19 protein-coding genes are annotated in these 22,792 nt (G+C 27.7%); 13 read left to right on the top strand and 6 right to left on the bottom strand.

Annotation, left to right across the window (positions count from 1 at the left end; translation table 11 throughout):
- Positions 1-3 precede the first annotated feature (3 nt).
- Positions 4-726 (bottom strand): plasminogen-binding N-terminal domain-containing protein, encoded by a 723-nt coding sequence (locus tag CURT_RS06905; protein ID WP_018712695.1) that lies wholly within the window; start codon positions 724-726, stop codon positions 4-6.
- A 1,186-nt stretch (positions 727-1,912) separates the two neighbouring features.
- Complete coding sequence (locus CURT_RS06900; protein ID WP_018712694.1) at positions 1,913-3,181, bottom strand: HNH endonuclease; 1,269 nt, start codon at positions 3,179-3,181, stop codon at positions 1,913-1,915.
- A 744-nt stretch (positions 3,182-3,925) separates the two neighbouring features.
- Here CURT_RS06900 and CURT_RS06895 point away from each other — a divergent pair.
- Genes CURT_RS06895 through CURT_RS06885 form a run of 3 tightly spaced genes read left to right on the top strand, consistent with a single transcriptional unit; the run spans position 3,926 to position 7,107 of the window.
- Entirely contained in the window at positions 3,926-5,098 is a 1,173-nt protein-coding gene (locus CURT_RS06895; protein ID WP_018712692.1) for a peptidoglycan DD-metalloendopeptidase family protein, read from the top strand.
- A 29-nt stretch (positions 5,099-5,127) separates the two neighbouring features.
- Positions 5,128-6,507: a magnesium transporter gene (gene mgtE / locus CURT_RS06890; protein ID WP_018712691.1), complete on the top strand. Its 1,380-nt coding sequence runs from the start codon at positions 5,128-5,130 to the stop codon at positions 6,505-6,507.
- Positions 6,508-6,525: 18 nt separating this feature from the next.
- The gene (locus CURT_RS06885; protein WP_018712690.1) at positions 6,526-7,107 is read left to right on the top strand and encodes an NUDIX domain-containing protein; all 582 of its coding nucleotides are present in this window, start codon (positions 6,526-6,528) and stop codon (positions 7,105-7,107) included.
- Here CURT_RS06885 and cmoB read toward each other — a convergent pair.
- Entirely contained in the window at positions 7,097-8,005 is a 909-nt protein-coding gene (gene cmoB / locus CURT_RS06880; RefSeq protein ID WP_018712689.1) for a tRNA 5-methoxyuridine(34)/uridine 5-oxyacetic acid(34) synthase CmoB, read from the bottom strand. The genes CURT_RS06885 and cmoB overlap by 11 nt on opposite strands.
- 60 nt (positions 8,006-8,065) lie before the next feature.
- Here cmoB and CURT_RS06875 point away from each other — a divergent pair, with 60 nt between their 5' ends.
- Entirely contained in the window at positions 8,066-9,346 is a 1,281-nt protein-coding gene (locus CURT_RS06875) for a zinc-binding metallopeptidase family protein (protein ID WP_018712688.1), read from the top strand.
- 21 nt (positions 9,347-9,367) lie between these two features.
- Here the strand turns inward: CURT_RS06875 and CURT_RS06870 are convergent, their stop codons facing one another.
- Entirely contained in the window at positions 9,368-10,000 is a 633-nt protein-coding gene (locus CURT_RS06870) for an endonuclease III domain-containing protein (protein WP_018712687.1), read from the bottom strand.
- 90 nt (positions 10,001-10,090) lie between these two features.
- Between CURT_RS06870 and CURT_RS06865 the strand changes: the two genes are divergently transcribed.
- The 7 genes from CURT_RS06865 to CURT_RS06835 all read left to right on the top strand — a co-directional run bounded on the left by CURT_RS06865 (position 10,091) and on the right by CURT_RS06835 (position 17,740).
- Positions 10,091-10,912, top strand: coding sequence for a peptidylprolyl isomerase (locus tag CURT_RS06865; RefSeq protein ID WP_018712686.1), 822 nt, complete (start codon positions 10,091-10,093; stop codon positions 10,910-10,912).
- 9 nt (positions 10,913-10,921) lie between these two features.
- Positions 10,922-11,986: a class II fructose-bisphosphate aldolase gene (fbaA, locus tag CURT_RS06860; protein ID WP_018712685.1), complete on the top strand. Its 1,065-nt coding sequence runs from the start codon at positions 10,922-10,924 to the stop codon at positions 11,984-11,986.
- Positions 11,987-11,998: 12 nt separating this feature from the next.
- The gene (locus tag CURT_RS06855) at positions 11,999-13,279 is read left to right on the top strand and encodes a MotA/TolQ/ExbB proton channel family protein (RefSeq protein WP_018712684.1); all 1,281 of its coding nucleotides are present in this window, start codon (positions 11,999-12,001) and stop codon (positions 13,277-13,279) included.
- Positions 13,280-13,293: 14 nt separating this feature from the next.
- Positions 13,294-14,334 carry an OmpA family protein gene (locus CURT_RS06850; RefSeq protein ID WP_018712683.1) on the top strand — a complete coding sequence of 347 codons (1,041 nt, stop codon included), beginning with the start codon at positions 13,294-13,296 and terminating at the stop codon, positions 14,332-14,334.
- Positions 14,324-15,187, top strand: a complete 864-nt coding sequence (locus tag CURT_RS06845; protein WP_018712682.1) for a hypothetical protein — start codon at positions 14,324-14,326, stop codon at positions 15,185-15,187. Before CURT_RS06850 ends, CURT_RS06845 begins: the two co-directional genes overlap by 11 nt.
- Positions 15,184-16,467, top strand: coding sequence for a histidinol dehydrogenase (hisD, locus tag CURT_RS06840; protein WP_018712681.1), 1,284 nt, complete (start codon positions 15,184-15,186; stop codon positions 16,465-16,467). Before CURT_RS06845 ends, hisD begins: the two co-directional genes overlap by 4 nt.
- Before the next feature lie 67 nt (positions 16,468-16,534).
- Positions 16,535-17,740 (top strand): PstS family phosphate ABC transporter substrate-binding protein, encoded by a 1,206-nt coding sequence (locus CURT_RS06835; RefSeq protein ID WP_018712680.1) that lies wholly within the window; start codon positions 16,535-16,537, stop codon positions 17,738-17,740.
- A 111-nt stretch (positions 17,741-17,851) separates the two neighbouring features.
- Here the strand turns inward: CURT_RS06835 and CURT_RS06830 are convergent, their stop codons facing one another.
- Both CURT_RS06830 and CURT_RS06825 read right to left on the bottom strand, forming a co-directional pair.
- Positions 17,852-20,296, bottom strand: coding sequence for a TonB-dependent receptor plug domain-containing protein (locus CURT_RS06830; protein WP_018712679.1), 2,445 nt, complete (start codon positions 20,294-20,296; stop codon positions 17,852-17,854).
- A gap of 7 nt (positions 20,297-20,303) precedes the next feature.
- Positions 20,304-20,564, bottom strand: coding sequence for a heavy-metal-associated domain-containing protein (locus CURT_RS06825; RefSeq protein WP_018712678.1), 261 nt, complete (start codon positions 20,562-20,564; stop codon positions 20,304-20,306).
- 152 nt (positions 20,565-20,716) lie between these two features.
- On the opposite strand from CURT_RS06825, the gene galU reads away from it, so the two are divergent.
- Positions 20,717-21,565: a UTP--glucose-1-phosphate uridylyltransferase GalU gene (galU, locus tag CURT_RS06820; protein ID WP_018712677.1), complete on the top strand. Its 849-nt coding sequence runs from the start codon at positions 20,717-20,719 to the stop codon at positions 21,563-21,565.
- Positions 21,552-22,760: a glucose-6-phosphate isomerase gene (locus tag CURT_RS06815; protein WP_018712676.1), complete on the top strand. Its 1,209-nt coding sequence runs from the start codon at positions 21,552-21,554 to the stop codon at positions 22,758-22,760. The genes galU and CURT_RS06815 overlap by 14 nt, the downstream gene beginning before the upstream one ends.
- Positions 22,761-22,792 lie beyond the last annotated feature (32 nt).

Genomic DNA, 22,792 nt, shown 5'->3' with positions numbered 1-22,792 from the left:
AATTTAATCCTTAATATCTAGTAAAAATTTATAATGTTTATTATAATCTGTTATATAATCACTTTCCCATTTCCACCAAGCAGGTGCGATGCCATAAACGTTGCTAAAAAATGGTACTTGATAGTTTTTAATTTCGCCTGTTTCAAAACTTTTTAAAATTTCAAAACTTCCACAATCTGCAAAAACAGCCTTTTTATCCATGGCTATAAATATAAGTCCAGCAACAGTTTGAGAACAAATTTTTCTAAAATCATCACGAGATGGATTTGGTTTTCTATAAGCGTTTAGATGTGATGCTGCAAGATCTGGATTTATAAAATGAATATTTGGAAATGAGTTTGTGATTTGGTTATAAATTTCTTCATTTGGAACTACTATTATTGCTCTATTATAAAGATAGTTTAATATCACTTTATCACCGGCTTTTGGCAAAATTCCTGGAACTGGAAGAGCTGGCTGAGCAAGTGCTGAAAAAACTTCAAATCTCACAGTTGCAAAACCTGCACTTTTATCAGTTACTACTGCTCTTGCGATGATTGAACTTTCACCATTATTAAAAGTATGCATTACAATTCCGCTACTTCCAATTATAATATCAGGACTATCGATAACTTTGCCATAGCCATTTTTTACAGATGTCAAATTTGAAGTATAGGTTGGCATGGAAAAATTTGCCGCACTTGCAAGTGAAAGTATAAAAACAAAAATAGTTATAAAATATCTCAAAATTACTCCTTGAAAAAAATTAAATCATTATACTAAATTTTTAGTTAATGTTTGAGAAATCTATTTTTTTACAAAAAGATGAAAGTTGTTTTTTGAAATAATGATTATAAAATAGTTAAAAATTTAAAGTATGTACTTAAAAAACAAGGTATTTAAAATTATTTACGAGGTTTAAAATAATCAATAAAATTAATCAAAAGCCTTAAAAGATTATTTATTTTGACTATGTTGTCATTATGTTTTTAAGTGTGCTTTTCTATGTTGAACGCTAAATCTCATTTGCAAAATATTGTTTTTAAATATCTTATCTCTTAATATGACAGATTCAAGAGTAAAAAGTTGCTTATAATATGAAATAGACACTCCAAATGGCTTTTTGTCATCGTATCATTTGGCATAAGGACAGATTAGTTAAAACATTCTATGTTAGCTATTGCAATGAAAGATATTGTAAATATATCTTAGTTGAAATTGCGCATTTTTTTAGTACATTTTAATACAAATAAAGATAAATTTTTATCCTCATATAAAAAAGATGTATATAAAAAAAATTAATATATTTTCTTAGAATTTGGAGGTTTGATAAACCATAGCAAATAAGCTGTTTACAAGGTAAATATCCAGTTGTGATAAATAAAAATATAAAACTAAGTATTTAAGATTTCAAAAGAGATTGATTTAATGATGGTCATGATTAAAGTAAACACTCAAATTCAAGGTAATTTATCAAAACTTGTGGAAAAATTGATTTGCATATAAAAAAGCACTCTTGCATGGAATAGAGTTAAAACTATCAATATTTTTATAAATTTGTTTAAAATTATGAAGCTTAGCATAACAAACATTTTGTAGATAGAGCTTGAAAATATATTATGCAAAAGTGTAATGTTTAGAGTGCGAGCAAAAAGACAAAAATTATATTTTATTTCCAAATTTAAAAATCAAATTTTCTTCAAGGATAGCTGTTCTTTAGAACAAGGAATAAACTCTATAAAAAAAGTATTTGAATGTTTGTTAAGTAGCATATTTTTACAAATTTTGCAAGAGATATATTTGAAATAAAAAGGTAAAATTTAAATATACTCTAGTGATTTATAATGATTTCAATTTAGGCTATAAGCATAAATTAATCTCTTGACAAATTAATAATTAAACGATCCGCATATTTGAATCCATATCATAAATATTATTTATTTTCTTGCATTTTTATGCTAGGATTTATTTTGACTTCACTATTTGAAGAGAAGTCCTGAAAAATCCAATTTTCAGGGTGAAATTTAAAAAATGGTATTCTGTCTATAAATGTATTATACTCCTTGTCTTCTGTAAAATTACAAGAGTCGTCATCTGAAAAAGGAATTATAAAAAATATTTGTAAACAATTAAAACTCAAATTACAAAACATATAAGGCAAGGACTTATCATGATTTTTTCTAAAATATGTCTTTAGTGCAATACCCATATCTATCGGCGTGATACAGTAAGGTATTTTTGGAAGTTTATCTGCTTTAATATCTGAATTTATCCATTTTATAGTTTTATTAAATTTATCTAAAACTTTTTTATTTTCTATAGTGCCAATTGCATATTTAACTAGAGCTTTATATATATTGACAGGTTTTATTTTTCTGTATGAATCCAATTTGATATTAAATTCTTTTGTTTTTTGATTAAAAGTATTATCTTTAGACCATATTGCAATTATGTCCTTCTCTTCTATATATTTCATAGAACCATTTTGATATTTGAACTCTGGATGTCCTTTTTTACCTTTTATTTTAAAAACTGGTATAAAAGGTTTTAACCACTCTAATAAATCCTGCTCTATACTGTCTCCAAATTTTTTATTACATTCATCGCATTCTTCATTTGATATTATATTTTTAAATCCCAAACTTTCAGATATTGCGTGTGCTTTATTTCTAAAGTTAGTTCCTTTACTGTTTTTCCCACAAAACCTACACACTCTTTTGTTTTTGTCTGATTCGCCTATTTTTATTCTCATATCTTTATCAAATAATTTAATATCATAATTTTCAAAAATTTCATCAAATTTGTCATATTGCTTCATTTTATTTTCAAAATATTTAGCTCTTTCTTGGTTATCCTCGGTATAATTCAATGTTTCTAACAAGATTTGAATACATATTTTTTCTTTGCTATCTTTTAGTTCTTTAGGTAAAATAATAAAATATTCATTTAGTTTTATTTTATCCAGTATGGATTTTATTTTAAAAAATATTTTATTTTTATTTTCATTAAAGAAAGACTCATATTTTGCCTTAATATCCTCAGTCATTTTTAAATTTAAGTCTAAAATTATATATAACTTACCATTTTTTCTTATTTTAAAAAAAATAGATAAAAAATTAATATATTCACAAAAACCATCATCATTAAATTGACAAATAAGACTATCGCTGTTTTTTTTATGTATACTAAAAATATATTCCATTTTGTGTCCTTTTTATTTGGTAATTACATTTTATCACTTAAGTGAATTTTTAAATTGTTCTGCATCCACATTTTTAACATCTTTGATGGCTAGGATAAAAAATGTTTTATCCATTAAAAATTGGCAATTTTTAGTTCTATTTTTTTCTTGGTTCATAAATACTTTTTTAATGTCATTAATATTCGATTATATCAATATAAAATTGAAATAAAATAAAATATAGTAAAATTTAGTATCCAAAATCAGATTTTTTAAGTTAATTTCTATTTAAGTATAGATATATAAATAAATACAAAAATAAATAAAAATTAAAATTTAAATAATAATTGATAAATTTTTAATTTTCTTATATTGATTTTAAACTATAAAATAACTATAAATATATTTTTTTAAAATATAATCAAATTTATTGTTGTTTTGAATAAAATAAGAAAAATTGAAATTTTTAAAAGATGTTAAAAAGTATTGATAATTTTTTACATACATGTGTGAATTAGAATTTTGTATTTATAGTGACCAATACCAATGTATTTAAAATTTAAAAATATAAATAATTTACTTGATTGATTTAAACTTAGGAAAAATTATATGAAACATTTATGTGTTTTAAAATGTTTTGTTGTTAAAAAGCTTACCATATTGGTTTTTTATCATGCCTATACAATATAAATTTAGTTCATTTACCAGCTATCAAAAAAAATATAGTATTATAAAAAATTAGTCAAAATTTCAAAAAGAGGAATTATGTTTAAAAAAGCATTTATTTTTTTTATCTTAAATTTAAGCTTGTTTGCAAATGTTAGCACTGTTCAAAAATTTAACTGGCCAAATGGAAAAACATTTTTACATTTTTTAGAAGATTCAAACTTGCCATTAAGTCTTTATTATGATTTATCGCAAGATGACAAAGAACTAGCCACTGAAATAGGTGCTGATGTAGAATGTGAGAAACTTGTAGATGAAGATGGAAATTTAGAACAAATTTTAATACCAATAACAGAAGAACTTCAAATTCACATCTATAAAGATGAAAAAGATAAATTTAATCTTACTTTTACTCCAACAATTTTTACACAAACAGATAATACTTTGGGTTTAACTGTCGAAACTATGCCATATTTAGACATAAATAATGCAACTGGAGATGGTAAGCTTGCTGCTTCTTTTACAAATGCTTTTAAAGGAAGAGTAAATTTTTCACGTCTTCAAAAAGGTGATCAAATCGCTATAAATTATACTCAAAGATTTAGACTTGGAAAACCTTACGGAAGTCCTCAAATTTTATCAGCTATGATAGAAGAAAATAAAAAAAGTAATTATATTTATTATTTTGAATCAAAATTTTATGATGAAAATGGTAAAATAAGTCAAAATTTTTTGTTTAAACTTCCAATTCCAGGAGCTAGAGTTTCATCAAAATTTACTCCAAAAAGATATCATCCTGTATTAAAAAGATATAGAGCTCATCTTGGCACAGATTATGCTGCTCCAAGAGGAACTGCTATAAAGGCAGTTGGAAGTGGGACTGTGGTTTTTGTGGGAAATAAAGGCGGATATGGTAAAACACTTGAAATTCAACATCAAAATGGTTATAAGTCTTTGTATGCCCATTTGAACGGTTTTGCAAAAGGAATGAAAAAAGGAAGAAAAATTTCACAAGGAGATATCGTTGCTTTTGTTGGAAATACGGGTATGAGTACAGGACCACACCTGCATCTTGGACTTTATAAAAATAACAAAGCAATGGATTTTGAAAAAGTTGTAAAAGTTGCTAAGGAAAATATAGAACTTGAAAAAGAAGAGAAGAAAAGATTTAAAAAATATATAAAATCTCAAAATGAAATTTTACAAATGGCTATGGGTGGATATCACAATCCTTCCAAATTTATTGATTTTGAAAATTTTATAGAGTTTTAGTGGTTATAAAATTATAAAAAAGGGCAAATATGGAAAATATAGAAAATAAAGAGCTTTTAGAAGCACAAAATAGACTTGATGAACATTTAAGTAGTTTAAATAAAGAAGAGTTAAGCCCTGATGATATAGCTGAATGTTTAAAAATATTAAAAAAAGAAGATGAAGATTTATACTATAAATATTTACACAAACTCGATTTAGAAAGCCTTTCGACTTCTGCGATTGAAATGCCTGAGCATATGCTTAAAGACGTTCTTGAAAACATTCCAAAAGAAAAACTTGTAAATGCCATAGAAGAACTTGAAAGCGATGATCAATTTGAGCTTTTAGACTATATCAAAGACATAGATGAAATAAAAGCTAAAACAATATTTAATGAACTTGATGATGAAGATAAAAAAGATATTTTAAAACTTTCTGCCTATAAGGATGATGAAGCAGGAAGCTATATGCAACTTGAAGTTTTTAAAGCAAATTTAAATGAAACTGTTATGGAGGCGGTTGACAGATTAAGAGACTTAAGACACAGTGGCGAAATAGAGATGGCTTATCAGCTTTGTGCAGTTGACGAAAAAGGAGTTTTAAAATACTGTATCCCACTATCGGATCTTATAATTTATAATTTCAGTCTAACCATAGATGAAGTTGTTAAAAGTGCAAAACCTGATGCTTTTAAACCAAAATTTGCTTTAGATACAGATAAAATTTCAGATGTAGCTATACTTTTCCAAGATTTTGATTTATCAGTTTTGCCAGTTGTTGATAAAAATGGTATTTTGCTTGGAAGAATTACGCCTGATGATATTCATGACTTTGTAAGAGAAAGTGCAACTGAACAAATTTATAACCTTGTTGGTGTTGATGATGAAGTTGAAGAAGATGATTATGGTGCATTAAAAGCTAGTAAATCAAGGGCTGTTTGGCTAGGTTTTAATCTAATCACTGCATTTTTATCATCTTTTATTATAGGAATTTTTGATTCAACTATTGAATCATTTGTAGCACTTGCTGTTTTAATGCCAATAGTAGCTTCTCTTGGAGGAAATACAGGCTCGCAAGCATTAACTGTTACAGTTAGACGTTTAGCACTAGGGGACATTGAGTTTAAAGATGCTAAAAAAGTTATTAAAAAAGAGTTTACGATATCTTTGATAAATGGAATTACTTTTGCCGTTTTAGTTGGAATTATCGCATATCTTTGGTTTAATAAACCTATGCTTGGAGTTGTTATATTTCTTGCCATGCTTATAACTTTGGGCTGCGCTGGACTTTTAGGAGCTATAATCCCTCTAACATTAAAGAAATTTAACATCGATCCAGCCGTTGGCTCATCTGTTATTTTAACAGCAGGAACTGATATAATTGGCTTTTTTAGTTTCTTAGCGCTTGCGTCTTGGATACTTTTATAGAGTTTGGAAAAATTTAAAATGAGTTATAAAATAAAAAATATAAAAAGTTTGGAAAATCCTAAATTTGTAAAGCCATTTTTAGTTGAGTATGAGCTTGATAAAAAACTATTAAAATGGGAATGTATAAGTGTTCATGATAGTGTTTCAGTTCTTCTGTTTGATGCAGATAAAAAAGCTTTTGTTCTTGTGAAACAGCTTCGCATTCCACTTTTATTAAAATGTGAAAAAGATAGTATTAATTTAAGCGAAAATGGAATAAGCTATGAGCTTTGTTCTGGCATAATGGATAAAAATTTAAGTGAAGAAAATACAATAAAAGAAGAAATTTTAGAAGAGTGTGGATACAGGGTTGATAGTGTAGAAAAAATAGCTTCATTTTATGGTAGTTTAGGAACTGCGGCATCTAAACAGACATTTTTTTATGCCGAGGTTTCAGATGAGATGAAAGTGTCTGTTGGAGGTGGGATAGATGATGAAAAAATAGAGATTTTTTATCTGCCTATAAAAGAAGCAAAAGAGTTTATTTATGATGAAAATATCCCAAAACCAGCAAGTTTAGCATTTTGTTTTATGTGGTTTTTTGATAAATTTAAACTATAGCCCTGACATAAACTCTTTTAGGTGCTGGATAGCCTTCGATAGTTTTAGAGCTATCGTTTGGATCTAAAAAATCACCAAGGCTTTCACCATCTATCCACTCAGTTTTTCTTTGTTCGTTTAAATATGTTGTTTTTGTAGTAAGTACTTCAAAATCTTTAAATTTAGCTTTTTCAAACCAATTTTGTAAAGCCTTAATAGTTGGGATAAAATAAATATTGTTCATCTTTGAATAACTATTTTTTGGAACCAAAGCAAACTCACTATCCATGTCTAAATACATTGTATCTAAAAAAATCTCTCCGTTTTTATTTAAAGAAAGTTTTATATCTTTTAGCATTTTTACTGGATCACTTCTATGATAAATTACTCCAAGGCAAAATAAAGTATCAAATTTATGCTCATAAAAAGGCAGATGTTCTACGCCTAAAAGCTCATATTTAATATTGCTTTTTATAAATTTATTTAAAAACTCAAATTGTAAAAAAGTTCTAATACTTGGATCAAATCCCACAAGTTTTGATGCGTCCATTTCAAGCATTTTAAAAAGATAATATCCGTTATTGCATCCAATATCACCAACAACTTTATCTTTTAAATTTAAAAATGGTAATAAATTATTAAATTTAATAAAACTTTGCCACTCACTATCTATAAAAATTTCATCAAATTTATTATGAATTTTAAAAGGGCCTTTTCGCCAAGGTTTGAGCATAAGAGCTATTTGTAAAATTTCATCTAAATTTGCTTTTTCATCTAAAATTTCAATATCAACAATGTCTTCAAATTTGCATTTTATATCAAAATCAGTGTTTAAATTTGAGATTTTTTCCCAAATATTTTTATAAATTTTTAAATCCAATTCTTTAAATTTATCTGCTCGTATTTCGTCTAAATTCATCATTAAATCCTAAATAAATTAGGGTATAATACCTTAATTTTTATTTAAAAGGACTAAAAAATGAAAAGTTATATGGAGTATTTTAAAGAAATTTGTAAAATTCCTCATGGTAGTTTTGAAACGGATAAAATGAAAGAATATTTACTAAAGCATTGCGAAAAAAATGGCTTTAAAGCAAGTGTTGATGAGGCTGGAAATATACATGCTTTTAAAGGAAACCCAAGAATTTGTTTGCAAAGTCACTATGACATGGTTTGTGTAGGTGAAGCTCCAAATATTCAAACTTTTGAAAAAGATGGTTTTTTGATGGCAAAAAACTCAAGTCTTGGAGCCGATAATGGCATTGGAGTAGCTATAATGATGAGTATGATGGATAAATATGATAATTTTGAAGTTGTTTTTACTAACAATGAAGAAGTTGGACTTTGGGGTGTTGCAAGATTTAACTCAGTTATAAAAAGTCCAAATTTGCTAAATTTAGATAGCGAAGAAGATGATAAAGTATCGATTGGGTGTGCAGGAAGCGTTGATATGTATGCATTTAGAAATTTAGAAAAAATAGATTGCAATGGCTTTTTATATGAGTTAAAAATAGATGATAATGATAAATTTCCAGGCGGACATAGCGGCATACAAATCCATGAAAATATTCCAAATGCTATTAAATCCATGGCTAGATTTATAAAAGAAAATGATGGTAAAATAGCCTATTTTAACGGTGGAGAAAGAAGAAACTCTATTGCTGCAAAAGTAGATGCAAAAGTTATATTTTTTAAAGAGTTAAAAGAAATTCCAAATTTTATAAAAGCTGATTTTATAGGTAAAAAAGAGAGTAAAATTTATAAATTTAGTGATGAGCTTTTAAATATGCTTTGTATTTTCTCACAGGGAGTAAGGGCTTTTAATACAGAAGTTAATACTCCAGAGGATAGTATAAATCTCTCAACTGCAAAAGAAGTAGATAATAAATTCGAAGTTTTATTTTTTGCAAGATCAATGAGTGCAAAAGGACTTGAAAACTCCAAATTTGAAACCTTAACTTTGGCAAAAAGTTTTAATTTCGACATAAGAACTGAAAATCAAACTACTCCTTGGAGGCCTGAAATCAACGAATTTGCTAAATTTATTTTAAAAAATATGCAAAAATATAATAAAAAAGCAAAATTTGTAGCTGTTCATGCTGGGCTTGAATGTGGGGTTTTTCTAGCAAAACAAAGTGATTTGAAGGTTGCTTCTATTGGGCCAAATATTTTTGCTCCACATGGCATAAATGAAAAACTAGAAATAAAATCTGCTGATTTAATATATAAAGTGGTTGATGAAATTGTAAAAAATGCTTAAAATTTTAGTAAGGATGATGTTTTAAATAACTTTATCCTTACTTTTGCAAATTTCATTTAAAAAGCACTCTTTGCAATTTGGCTTAACCGCTTTGCAGGTATATCTTCCAAATAGCACCATTGCTTGATGAAGGTAGTTAAGCTCGGTTTTAAAAGCTTTTACTAGATCAACTTCTGTAAGTTCTGGCGTTTTTGCCTTGCTTAAATCAAGTCTATGTGAAACTCTAAAAACATGCGTATCAACTGCCATTAAATTTTCACCTTTAAACTCTATTAAAACAACATTTGCTGTTTTTTGCCCAATTCCAGCCAAACTCATAAGATCTTTTTTATTTAGTGGAATTTCACCGCCAAAATTTTGCATAACAGATTTTGCCATTTTTATTAAATTTTCGGCTTTATTGTTAAAAAAACTACATGAGTTTATAAGAAGTTTAAGTGAGTTTAAATTTGCTTTTGATAAAGACTTGATATCTGGAAATTCGCTAAATAAAGCAGGTGTTATTAGATTTACTCTTTTGTCGGTGCATTGTGCTGAGAGCATAACGCAAACTACCAACTCATAAAGATTTTTAAATTTAAGTTCTGTAACTGGTTTATCAAAATGCTTTAAAAATAACTCTTTTATTAAATTTATCTCTTTTTTGGTTCTCATTTTAAGGATTTTAGCCTAAATTTTACAAAAATTCAACATTTCTTTACTATTACTAGATATAATAATTTAATTTTTTAAGAAAGGTTTTATATGAAAAAAGTTTTATTTACAGCTTTAAGCCTAGCAGTAGCTATGAGTTTAAATGCTAAAGTTTTTGCAACAGTTGATGGAAAGGACATCACTGATGTTGATCTTGCGCCTATGCTTGCAGGAATGCCAGGAGTTAATTTTGAAACTCTTCCAGCTGAGATTCAAAATCAAGTAATTGATAGAGCAATTGATTTAAGAGTTTTAATCAATGAAGCTAAAAAAAGCGGTATTGAAAAAGATGAGCTTTATAAAAAACAGCTTGAAATTGTAAAAGATGATATTGCTTTAAGAGCTTGGCAAGCAAAAGAGCTTAACAACACAAAAGTAAGCGACAAAGAAATAGAGGATTTTTATAATAAAAATAAAGATAAATTTATTGAGCCAGCAGCTATTGCAGTTAGCCATATTTTAGTTGAAAAAGAAGATGATGCTAAAAAAATAATAGCTGATTTAAGCAAGCTAAAAGGTGATGAGCTAAAGAAAAAATTTGCTGAAATTGCAAAAGAAAAAAGTCTTGATCCAAGTGGTAAACAAAATGGTGGAGATTTAGGATACTTTGTAAAAGAGCAAATGGTTCCTGAGTTTGGTGAAGCAGCCAATAAGCTTAAAAAAGGTGAGCTTACTAAAACTCCTGTAAAAACTCAATTTGGCTATCACGTAATACTTAAAAACGATGCAAAAGATAAAAAACAACTTGGTCTAGCTGAAGTTAAAGACTATATTAAAAGCATTGTAAAACAAGAAAAATTTCAAGCAGATTTTGAGAAAAAAGTAAAAGATTTAAAATCAAAAGCAAAAATTGAATATAAAAATAAAAAATAAGGATTTTAAATGGGTGTTTTAGATGTTGTAAATGCAGGTGTTTTAGGTGGCGATGAAGCGATTAAGCTTTATAATTACGCTAAAAGTGAGGGATTTGCTATACCAGCTGTTAATGTAGTTGGAACAAATTCTATAAATGCAGTTTTAGAAAGCGCAAAAAAAGTCAATTCACCCGTAATAGTCCAGTTTTCAAATGGTGGAGCAGGTTTTGTGGCAGGAAAAACCTGCCAAGAAGCCGATGTTTTGGGGGCAATCAGCGGAGCAAGACATGTTCATCTGCTAGCAAAACATTATGGCATTCCTGTGATTTTACATACTGATCATGCTGCTAGAAAACTTCTTCCTTGGATTGATTCTTTAATTGAAGCTAGCAAAGAAAACATTAAGCTTTTTAAAAAACCACTTTTTACTTCTCATATGCTTGATTTAAGTGTTGAGAGTTTGGATGAAAATTTAAGTACTTGTGAGCAGTATCTTAAAACTCTAAGTGAATTAGACATAGCTTTGGAAATTGAGCTTGGAGTAACTGGTGGAGAAGAAGATGGTGTTGATAATACAAATGTTGATAATGCACTTTTATATACTCAGCCAAAAGATGTTGCTCAAGCATTTGAAAGACTTGGTAAAATAAGTGATAAATTTACAATTGCAGCAAGTTTTGGTAATGTTCACGGTGTATATAAACCAGGTAATGTTGTTCTAAGACCTGAAATTTTAAAAAATTCCCAAAAATTTGTAAAAGAAAAATTTAATACAAAATGCGATAAGCCGGTAAATTTTGTATTTCACGGCGGTAGTGGAAGTGATATAGAAGATATAAAAGATGCCGTAAGTTATGGTGTTATAAAAATGAATATCGACACAGACACTCAATGGGCTTTTTGGGATGGTGTTAGAGAATATGAACTTAAAAATAGAGATTATCTACAAGGGCAAATCGGAAATCCAGAAGGTGAACATAGCCCAAATAAAAAATATTACGATCCTAGAAAATGGTTAAGAGCTGGTGAGGAAAGTATGGTAAAAAGATTAATGGAAGCCTTTGAAGATTTAAATTGTATAAATAAAAATTAGGATTTAAATATTATGGAAAGTAAAAATGAAATAACTGATGAGTTTAGTCTATTAAAAGAGTCTAAAAGATCTCTTTTTGGAGTTTATATAAAAATAGTTTTTATTCCTGTTTTAGTATTTTTAATTTTTCTATCAGGATATCTAAATTATATAAGCTTAAAAGTAGAATCTCACTCTATCGTTATGCTTGGATTTTTACTTTTCATAGCTTTGATTTTTGCAAGACATAATGCAGAATATGGATGTTGTTTATTTGAAAGCAGAAGTGCTATTTTCAAAGATGAGCTTAAAAAATACATAATGAGTCATTTAATGGTCGTTGGAAATAGAAAAAAATCAAACGCACCATTTGAAAGTTTTAGCGATAATTTTACAAATAATTTAAGAAATGAAAACTACGCTTCAGTTGCAGCTGGTGTTTTTCCTATGCTTGGAATTTTAGGAACTTTTATAAGTATAGCCATCTCAATGCCACATTTTTCATCAACCAATATAAACTCACTTGAAGCAGAAATAGCTCAACTTCTAGGAGGAGTTGGAACAGCTTTTTATGTTTCTATTTATGGTATATTTTTGGCTTTGTGGTGGATATATTTTGAAAAAAAAGGTTTAAGTAGATTTGAAAGTATTATTTATAGATATAAAAGTGTGACTAAGAATTTCTTTTGGGAAAAGGATGAAATTTCGCAAAGTCTTATGAGTGAAATACTAAATCAAAATGAAAAAGTTGCAAATAGCTTTGAAACTGTTTTTAATGCTGAATTTACTAAAAACTTACGCACTGCTATGAAAGAGAATTTTCACACATTTGAAGAGATGCTTGAATTGCAAAAAAACTCTTTAAAAACAACTTCATCAAATTTAAACGAAACAATTTCACTGTTTACTAACATTAGTGAAATTTCAAAAAACATCAATAAAGACTTTGAGAAGATGTTAAACTCATTTTCTAAATTAGTAGATGATACAAATGAAATTTATGTGAATTTATCAATACAGTTTGAAAAACTTTTATCGTTTAATGATAAAAGGGATACAAATTTACAAGACTTAGCTGATAAGATTATTTATAGTTTAGAGGAGTTTAAAGCTAGCTTGGAAAGCTTTAACAAGAAAATTTTAAACGAGCAAAATGAAACACAAAACATATTTAATCAAAGTGTGATAAAAAGTGTTGATGAGATAAAAAAAGTTGTTGATAGCTTAAAAAAAGAAAAAAATACTAATACAAATATTATAGAAGAGCTTAAAATTTCACTTGATAATGTGGAGAAAAAAGACTCTAAAAAATAAAAGAAGAAAAACAGATGAAAATAAAAAAAGAGCAAAATGATACTTTTTGGATAGCGTATGCCGATCTTATGGCGGGGCTTTTATTTGTTTTTATACTTTTAATAGGTGGAATTATTGTAAAATATGTTTTAACTCAAAGCAGTCTTAAAGAAAAAGAAGCTGATTTTTTAAGCACACTTGCGAGTTTAAAAACTCAAGAGCAAAAAAACTCAGAGCTTGAGGAATTAAATAAAATTTTTAGCAATAGGCTAAATGAGCTTGATATAGAAACTAATAAATTAAAAGAAAAAAACTCATTTTTTATAGTTGAAATGGAAAGCTTGAAAAAAATAGTTGATAGCTTAAAAGATGAAAAATCAGATCTTAACGCAACTCTTCATCAAATTTATGGAGATTATGAAAAAGAGCGTGATTTAAATAAAGACTTGAATAATACTTTAAATGAAAATGAGCTTAAAATAGCTTATTTAATGGAGCAAATTTCATTAAAAGATGCAAGTATTAATAAAATTTTAAATGATTTGAATATTACAAAAAATCGTATAAAAAATTTAAGTGGAATTAGCGTAAGAGTTATAGCCGATATTAAAGAAAAACTCGGAGATAGTGTAAGTATCGACCCAAATACTGGAGCTTTAAGACTATCATCATCGGTTTTATTTGATAAAGGATCATATGCTTTAAAAGATGAGGCAAAAGAAAGTCTTAAAAATACACTAAGCAAATATTTCGAAGTTTTAATGCAAAACGATGAAATTAGAGAAAATTTAGACACAATTATCATTGAAGGACACACAGATAGTGATGGAAGTTATCTTTTTAATCTTGAGCTTTCTCAGCTTAGAGCATTTTCGGTTATGGAGTTTATAGCTTCTTGGAATGAAGATGAAAGACTAAAAAAATATCTTTTAGCAAGTGGAAGAAGTTTTATGTCTCCGGTAATGAAAGATGGTGTTGAAGATAAAGATGCAAGTAGAAGAATTGAGATAAAATTTGTATTATCTAATAAAAATACAATTAATGAAATTCAAAAGATCTTAGAATATGAAAATTGAAAAGGTAAAATTTAAAAATTTAGATTTTTTTTTACTTAGAGATGATTTGCTTGGACGTGATTTATGTGATGAATTTAACGGTAACAAAGCAAGAAAATTAGATTATTTTTTACATGCGGATTTAACCCATTATGATACAATTGTCTCAAATGGCTCCTCTCAGTCAAATGCAATGTATTCACTTTCAGTTTTTGCAAAGCTTAAAGGGTTAAAGTTTAAATATGTGATAAGTTATTTAAACTCAAATTTAGCTAAAAATCCAGTTGGAAATTTTAAGTTTGCACTAGAAAATGGGATGGAGTATTTTATATCGCCAAATCGCCGTAATTTTGCTCTTAGTTTAGTTGATAAAAAAACTATCTTTATCGAAGAGGGAGTTGCTCAAAAAGAGGCAGAAATTGGCTTTATTTCCCAAGCCAAAGATATAAGTCAATTTGCTAAAAATAATGATATTAAATTCGATATTTTTCTTCCTAGTGGAACTGGAACAAGTGCAGGATATTTAGCAAAAAATAGCGAGTTTAATGTCTTTACATGCCCATGTGCTGGGGATAAAGAGTATCTTAAAAAACAGCTTGGAAATTTAAATTTAGGAAATTTAAAAAACCTATTTATTTTAAATCCTTCAAAAAAGTATCACTTTGCAAAGCCAAAAAAAGAGCTTTTTAAAATTTATAAAGAACTTTTTAATGAAACTGGTGTAGAATTTGATCTTATTTATGATCCAGTTGGTTTTTTAACGGTTTTATCAAATTTAAATGAGTTTAAAAATCCGCTTTTATACATTCATCAAGGCGGAATTTTGGGAAATATTTCACAAATAAAAAGATATCAATACAAAGGATTGTTATGAAATTTTTAAATAGTATGGATAAAGATTTTGATTTTGAGTTTAATAAACTTGTAAATAGATCAAATTTGGATATGGATAGTGTTGAGGCAATAGTTAAAAATATCATCAACGAGGTAAAAACTAATGGCGATGATGCCCTAAAAGAGCAAATTTTAAAGTTTGATAAATGGGAAGTAAAAAACAATCTTAAAATCACACAAGAAAGTATGAAAAAAGCTTATGATGATTTAGATGATAATATGAAAAATACTCTTAAAAAAGCTAAAAATAGGATTAAATCATACCATGAAAAACAACTTGAGAGATCTTGGCTTAATTTTGAAAACGATGGCTCTATTTTAGGCCAAAAAATTACACCTGTTGATAGAGCTGGTCTTTATATACCTGGAGGAAAGGCAGCATATCCAAGCTCGCTTTTGATGAATGCAATCCCAGCTATAGTAGCTGGTGTTAAAGAAATAGTGGTTTGTACTCCAGCAGTTGGTGGAAAAGTAAATGAGCTTTTGCTTGCTGCAATGTACTTGCTTGATATAAAAGAAGCTTTTAAAGTTGGTGGCGCAAGTGCGATTGGGGCGATGGCTTATGGTACAAAATCTATTCCAAAAGTCGATGTTATAACTGGTCCTGGAAATATCTTTGTTGCAACTGCCAAAAAGCTTGTTTTTGGTGATGTAAATATCGATATGATAGCAGGACCAAGCGAGATAGGAGTTATTGCAGATGATAGCTCAGATCCGCATTTAGTGGCTATAGATATGCTTTCTCAGGCTGAACACGATGAACTTGCAAGTAGTTTTTTAGTAACAAGTTCTATAAATCTAGCCAAAAAAGTTAAAAATGAAATTTATGAAATTTTACCAAATTTAAAAAGATATGAAATTGCTAAAAAAAGCATTGAGCAAAAAGCTGCTATCATAGTAGCAAAAAATAAGTGCGAAGTTATAAAATTAATAAATGATTTGGCAGTTGAGCATTTGGAAATTCAAACAACTGATGCAAATAGTTATTTACCATATATAAGACACGCTGGAGCGATATTTTTAGGACATTTTACACCTGAGGCGATGGGTGATTATGCGGCTGGACCAAACCATACTTTACCAACTGGTGGAAGTGCTAGATTTTTCTCTCCACTTGGGGTATATAATTTCTTAAAAAGAAGTTCAATAATTTCAATGAGTGAAAAAGGCTTTAATGAAATTTCAGAAATTTGCATGAGCTTAGCCGAAGCTGAGGGCTTAGAGGCTCACAAGCTATCAGTTAAAAAAAGACTAAAATAGATAATTTAGATAAATAATTGGTATTTTTAAAAAATGTTAATTATCTAAAATATAAAAAGGTATAAATTTGATAAAGCTTTTAATTTTAATAATTGTTGGAATTTTATCTTTTGGAATTTGTTTTATATTTTTTGGACTTTATATTTTTGTTTATAGCAGTGGTGATTACGAAGGCATCGTTTATGCCTTAATTATTTTACTTATTTGGTTGTTTTTTATGAAATTTTTCTTTAACCTCTTAGATACTGGCAAAAACTATAAAAAACCGCTTTTTATCTGCCTTTTAATTTCCTTATCTTTTGGAGTTTATACATATTTTTTAGAAAAAGATCTGCATATAAAACAGGTTAATACTAGGATTAATTTAGATAAATTTGCTCCATTTATTGACTTTAATGATCCAAATTTAGAGCTAGACTTAAAAGATAAAATAACTTTACACAATCCAAATTTAGCTTCTATAAAAAGTGATTTTAAATTTAAAGATAATCCACCATTAATCGATGGTGCAACTGCACTTTACCCAATTTATGCTGCTTTTGTTGAAAGCATTTATCCTTCTAATTTAAAATATTATCCTTGCCATGCCGAAGATAGTGTAGCAAAATGCTCAACTACAACTGGAGCGTATGAAAATTTAATCAATCAAAAAGTTGATATTATTTTTGTTGCAGGTGCTTCTAATGAACAGCTAAATTTGGCAAAAGATAAAAATGTTACTATGGAGTTTTTAGAAATTGGTAAAGAAGCTTTTGTCTTCTTTGTAAATTCAAAAAATAGTTTGGATAATTTGAGTGTTGATGAGGTTGTTAAAATTTATTCAGGCAAAATTACAAATTATAAAGAAGTTGGTGGAAAAAATGCTACAATTTTAGCATTTCAAAGAGATAAAAACTCAGGTTCGCAAACTATGCTTGAAAAGATAATGGCTGGTAAAAAGCTTATGCAAGCACCTGCTACAAATGTTGTTGATGATATGGTTGGCATAGTTAAAAGTGTTGGAACTTATAAAAATTATAAAAACGCTTTAGGATTTTCATTTTTGTATTTTACTAAAGAAATGGTAAAAAACTCTGATATAAAACTACTTAAAATAAATGGAGTTTATCCAAACTCGCAAAGCATTTTAAATGAAACTTATCCATTTGTTGGTAAATTTTATGCAGTAACACTAAAAGAAAATAAAAAAGAAAGTGTTAAAGAATTTTTAGAGTGGCTAAAAAGTAGTGAAGCAAAACTCATAATTCAAAAGACAGGCTACACTCCATTATAAGAGTAAAAAATGACTTTTTTAATTATTATTTTATTTATAATCGTAGCTTTATTTTATTATTATATTTCTAAAAGACAAGATGATGAGCTTAGAAAGTAGCTCATCAATTTTTTACCATTTAAGACCCATTTCAAGCCAGATATTTCTTCCTGGATCAAAAGTGTTATAAATTTCACCATTATCAAGATCTTTTGAAACAGTGTATTTTTTATTTAAAATATTATTTATATCTAAATTTGTAAAGAAGTTTATATCGTTGTGTAAATTTTGAGAATAAGAAATTCTCATATCCCAAGTTGTATAAGATGGAATTTTAACCTTTTTATAAGAAGTCATTCGATGATTTCTATCCCATTCTTTTATTAATGCATCACTTTTGTCTGTGTAAGATATAAAATTTGAGATGACAAAATTTGATATTTTTACATTATGAGAGAATTTAAAAGAGTTTGGAGTGTAAAAATCAATTACTGGTAAATTCCCAACTTCGGTAATTTTTCCATTATAAAGCACTTTTGTGTCTAAATTTTTATCGGTATAGTTGTTAAAATTTCTTTTTCTTTTCATGCGCGTGTATGAAATTTCAAAGTTATTTGGAGTATTTAAAATTATAATTGGCTCGTTATTTTTTACAATAAAAGTGTAAATGTCACTGTTTGTTTTGCCTTCATTTGTATAAATAGCATAGTTATCATCCCAGCCATTTATTTTTTGTGTGTGTCCAAGCTTTGAGGCAGTTTTGCCTACAACTTCATCTTTACTTTTTCGTTTAACATATTTTAAATTTAAGTCAAAATTATTAATTTTACCATTGTAAAAAATACTGAACTCATCATCGTAAGGAAGTTTTAAACGGGTTGAGAGATAGCTATTTGTATTATTTCCTGCAAATTTCCACTCATCATCAGGATGATTTTTTATAAAATCTTTTTGATGTCTGTATGTATCATTATAAAGTTTTTGATAAAAAATATTTCTTCCATAATATCTGTTTAAACCAAGACCAATAAATTGTTTATCATAAAACTCATATTGACTTGCAAATCTTAATGCTTTATAAAAATCTTTTGTTAAAGAGTCTCTTTGCATTCTGATTCCAGGTCTAAATTTAAACTTTTTGTAGCTTATTTCATCCTCTAAATAAAGTGAAATTTGATCCATTGTGGTTTTATTATCAACATCTCCATAATACCAAAGCGAGTTTGCAAATTGTCCTTTTCCACCGAAACTATCGTCATTTATACACTCTAAATCGCCATTTTTACACTTATACCCAGTCGGAAGTTTGCTAAAAGTATATTCTTTTACCGGAGTTAATGTTTTATGATTACCTGATTTGTTAATATATTCAAGTCCTGTTATAAATTTATGCGAAATCTCACCTGTTTTAAGCTCATCAAAAGTTAAATCAAGTTTATAATTAAATGTTTTCTGAAATTGTTCTATGTCGCTAAGCCCACCATAAGTTGATGTTTTGCCAGCTCCCCAGTTTTTTAAATTTGATTTTTTATAAATATAAAGTCCATCTTTAAAATTAAAATAACGCGAACTTTCAAATTCGCTGTAATTTAAACTTTGCTCTACAAAAATGCTATCTAATGCCAAATCGGCATCGACTCCAAATGAGTATCCTCCAAATTCATTACTCATATTTGAGTTTTTATCATCTTCTATAAAGCTTTTGGTTTTTTGTTTGGCGTATAAAAAATTAGGTTTTATTGTAAGGTTTTGATTTGGATGTAAAATGCCTTTTAAAAAATAATTTTCATTTATTCTTTTGTCGTTTGGAAAACTTGCAAATTCAGGATCCAAAATAGAGCTTTTTGTATTGTATTTGATGATCGAATCGTTCCTTGAGTAATCAAACAAAAGTCCAGCATTTTCACTTACATATCCTTCTATTTCAAATCTGTATTTTCGTTTTGCAAAATCGCTTTTATCCATCCAGCCTCTTTTATTTTCATAATTTTTTTTAACTTTTTCATCTATAAAAGTTTTTTGCCAATTTCCATTTGTGTATCCAAAGCTGGTAATTCCGCTAAATTTTGTACTTGGATCTTTTGTTTTTGCTTTTATAACTCCACCTTGGAAATCACCATATTTTGCAGACACCAAGCTATCAAAAACTTCAATGCTTTTTAGTAGATCGGAGTTTAAATTTATGGCTTGAGTGCCAAGACTTGGACCTCTCCAAACGTTTTTAAATAAATTTTTATATCCTGTAGGATTTATATCGTCATTAAAATTTATATTATCAACTAAAAAGTTATTTTGATAATGACTTGCACCGTTTATACTTATATCTTTTGGGGATATTTCTCCACTTTCTGTGGAGCTTCTTGCGCTCTTACTAAAAACGATATTTGGATTTGTTTTTAAAACTTCAGTTATAGAACCATCTTTTGAAGTTATTAAATTTATTTTTTCTTTATTTAAGTAATTTGAAGAATTAAATGTTTTTAAAGTATCTAAATCAGTTACAACTATTTCTTTTAAAACAACATTTTCACCATAACATAAATTTAAGATGATTGCGTAAAATATTATTTTTTTCATATATATGCTAATCTTTGAGTTTTATTTTGTAGCCTTTTTCTTCTATAGTATTTAAGACTTTTTTAATATCATCGTTATCTTTTATGGTTAAATTTACATCTTTTGTTTGGATATCAAAGCTCATATTTGTTACCGTTGCTACTGTATTTGAAAGTTTTTCTATGTTTCTTGCACACCCGCCACAATTCATATTTTTGACATTTAGGTAATAGGTTTTATCAGCCATCAGAAACGATAATGTAATGCTCAGTAATAATAGTTTTTTCATAACAAAACTCCTTTTTGTTAAAAAATTAAATGCCATTTGATTGTAACTTTTTAAATATTAAAATCTAATAAAATATGTATATATTTTAAACAACAAAGATTTTATAAAATTTTAGATATAATTGTATAATCAAATTCTAAAAAGGTTAAATTATGATAGAAACTTGTCTTTTTCCAGCAGCTGGTTATGGAACTAGATTTTTACCAGCTACAAAATCTCTTCCAAAAGAAATGCTACCTATACTTACAAAACCACTAATTCATTATGGGGTTGACGAGGCATTAGAGGCTGGAATGCATAATATGGCTTTTGTAACAGGGCGCGGCAAAAGAGCTTTGGAAGATTATTTTGATTTAAGCTATGAGCTTGAAGATCAAATTTCAGGTACAAGTAAAGAACATTTGCTAAAAGAAGTTAGAGATTTAATGCAAAATTGCAGATTTTCATTCACTAGACAAAGACAGATGAGAGGGCTAGGAGATGCTATTAATAAAGGTAAAATTCTAGTTGGAGATGAGCCTTTTGGTGTAATTTTAGCTGATGATTTATGTATAAATGAAAATGGCGAGGGAGTAATGACTCAAATGCTTAGAGTATTTGAAAAATACCGAGCTTCGATTGTTGCTGTTATGGAAGTGGATAATAAAGACACCGATAAATATGGAATTGTTGAGGGAAGATATATCGAAGATGATTTATTAATAGTAAATAACATGGTTGAAAAACCAGACCCAAAAGAGGCAAAAAGTAATCTTGCAATTATTGGAAGATATATATTAACGCCAAATATTTTCAATTTTATAGAGGCTACAAAACCTGGTAAAAATGGTGAAATTCAAATAACAGATGCACTTTTAAAACAAGCCAACGAGGGCATTGTTTTAGCATATAAATTTAAAGGTAAAAGATTTGATTGTGGCTCTTTGGATGGTTTTGTTGAAGCAACAAATTATTTTTATAATAAATTAAAAAATGGTAAAAACTCAAATGGTGGTAAATAGTTTAAAATTTAGTAAAGTTGATAGAAATTTAATTGAAGAGTATGCAAAACGAATAAATTTAGAATTTAAAGAGGGAAATATTGGTTATTTTCATCTTCCTAAAACTGGACTTGATGTTTTAGATGAGGTTAAAGAATTTATAAAAAATAAAGAATTTGATGATTTGGTTGTTGTTGGAATGGGTGGTTCATCACTTGGAACAAAGGCGGTTTGCAAACTTTTAGGAAATAAAAAAATAAAAGTAAATTTTTTAGACAATTTAGATTTCTATAGTTTTTCAAATGTTGTAAATTCTTTAAAATTTGATAAAACACTTTTTTTTATTGTTTCAAAATCAGGCACCACAATAGAAACAATTACTATATTTAAAAGAATTATTTCTAAATTTGAGGTTAAAAATTTTAGTAAAAATTTTGTTTTTATAACAGATAATGGTTCAAATTTAGAAAAACTAGCAAAAGATTTTGATGTTAAAGTTTTTAATATACCATCAAATGTAGGCGGAAGATTTAGTGTTTTAAGCCCATCAACAACTGTTATTTTAGAGATTTTAGGATATGATGTAAAAGAGTTTTTAAATGGTGCTTCAAAGTGTGCAAATGAGTTTTTTATAGAAAAAAATGATACTATTTTACAAAAAGCATACCATTATGCAACACATAAAAAAGCAAAAATAAATGTGCTTTTTAGTTACTCGGACCGTTTTAAAAGCTTTAATAATTGGTATGTGCAGCTTTGGGCTGAAAGCTTAGGTAAGAAAAAAGAGTATAAAAGATTTGGCTTAACACCTGTTGCATTGATTGGAAGTAGGGATCAACACTCATTTTTACAGCTTATTATGGATGGTGTAAAGGATAAAACTGTAACTTTTATAAGAGTTTTAGAAGAGCAAAACGATAAAAATAAAGTAAATTTAAGTTTAAAATATCTAGAAAGTTGTGATTTTATAAATGGTTATTCTATGAGTGAAATTTTAAATCTTCAGTGTGAATCAACAATGCAAGCTGTAATAAATGAGGGAATTAGCGTTGATTTAATAGAGTTAAACAAGCTTGATGAGTGGCATGTTGGATATTTGCTTTATTATTATATGCTTTTAACAAGTGCAGTTGGGGTTATGCTTGATATCAATACTTATGATCAGCCAGGGGTTGAGATAGGTAAAAGAATTTTAAAAACTCTAATTTCTAAATAATTTTTATTTTTAAATATTTTTATGCGTTAAGG

Source organism: Campylobacter ureolyticus (assembly GCF_013372225.1).
In the GTDB taxonomy this organism is placed as follows: domain Bacteria; phylum Campylobacterota; class Campylobacteria; order Campylobacterales; family Campylobacteraceae; genus Campylobacter_B; species Campylobacter_B ureolyticus.
The sequence above is the reverse complement of the archived record's forward strand: the minus strand, read 5'-3'. Positions and strand labels throughout refer to the sequence as shown.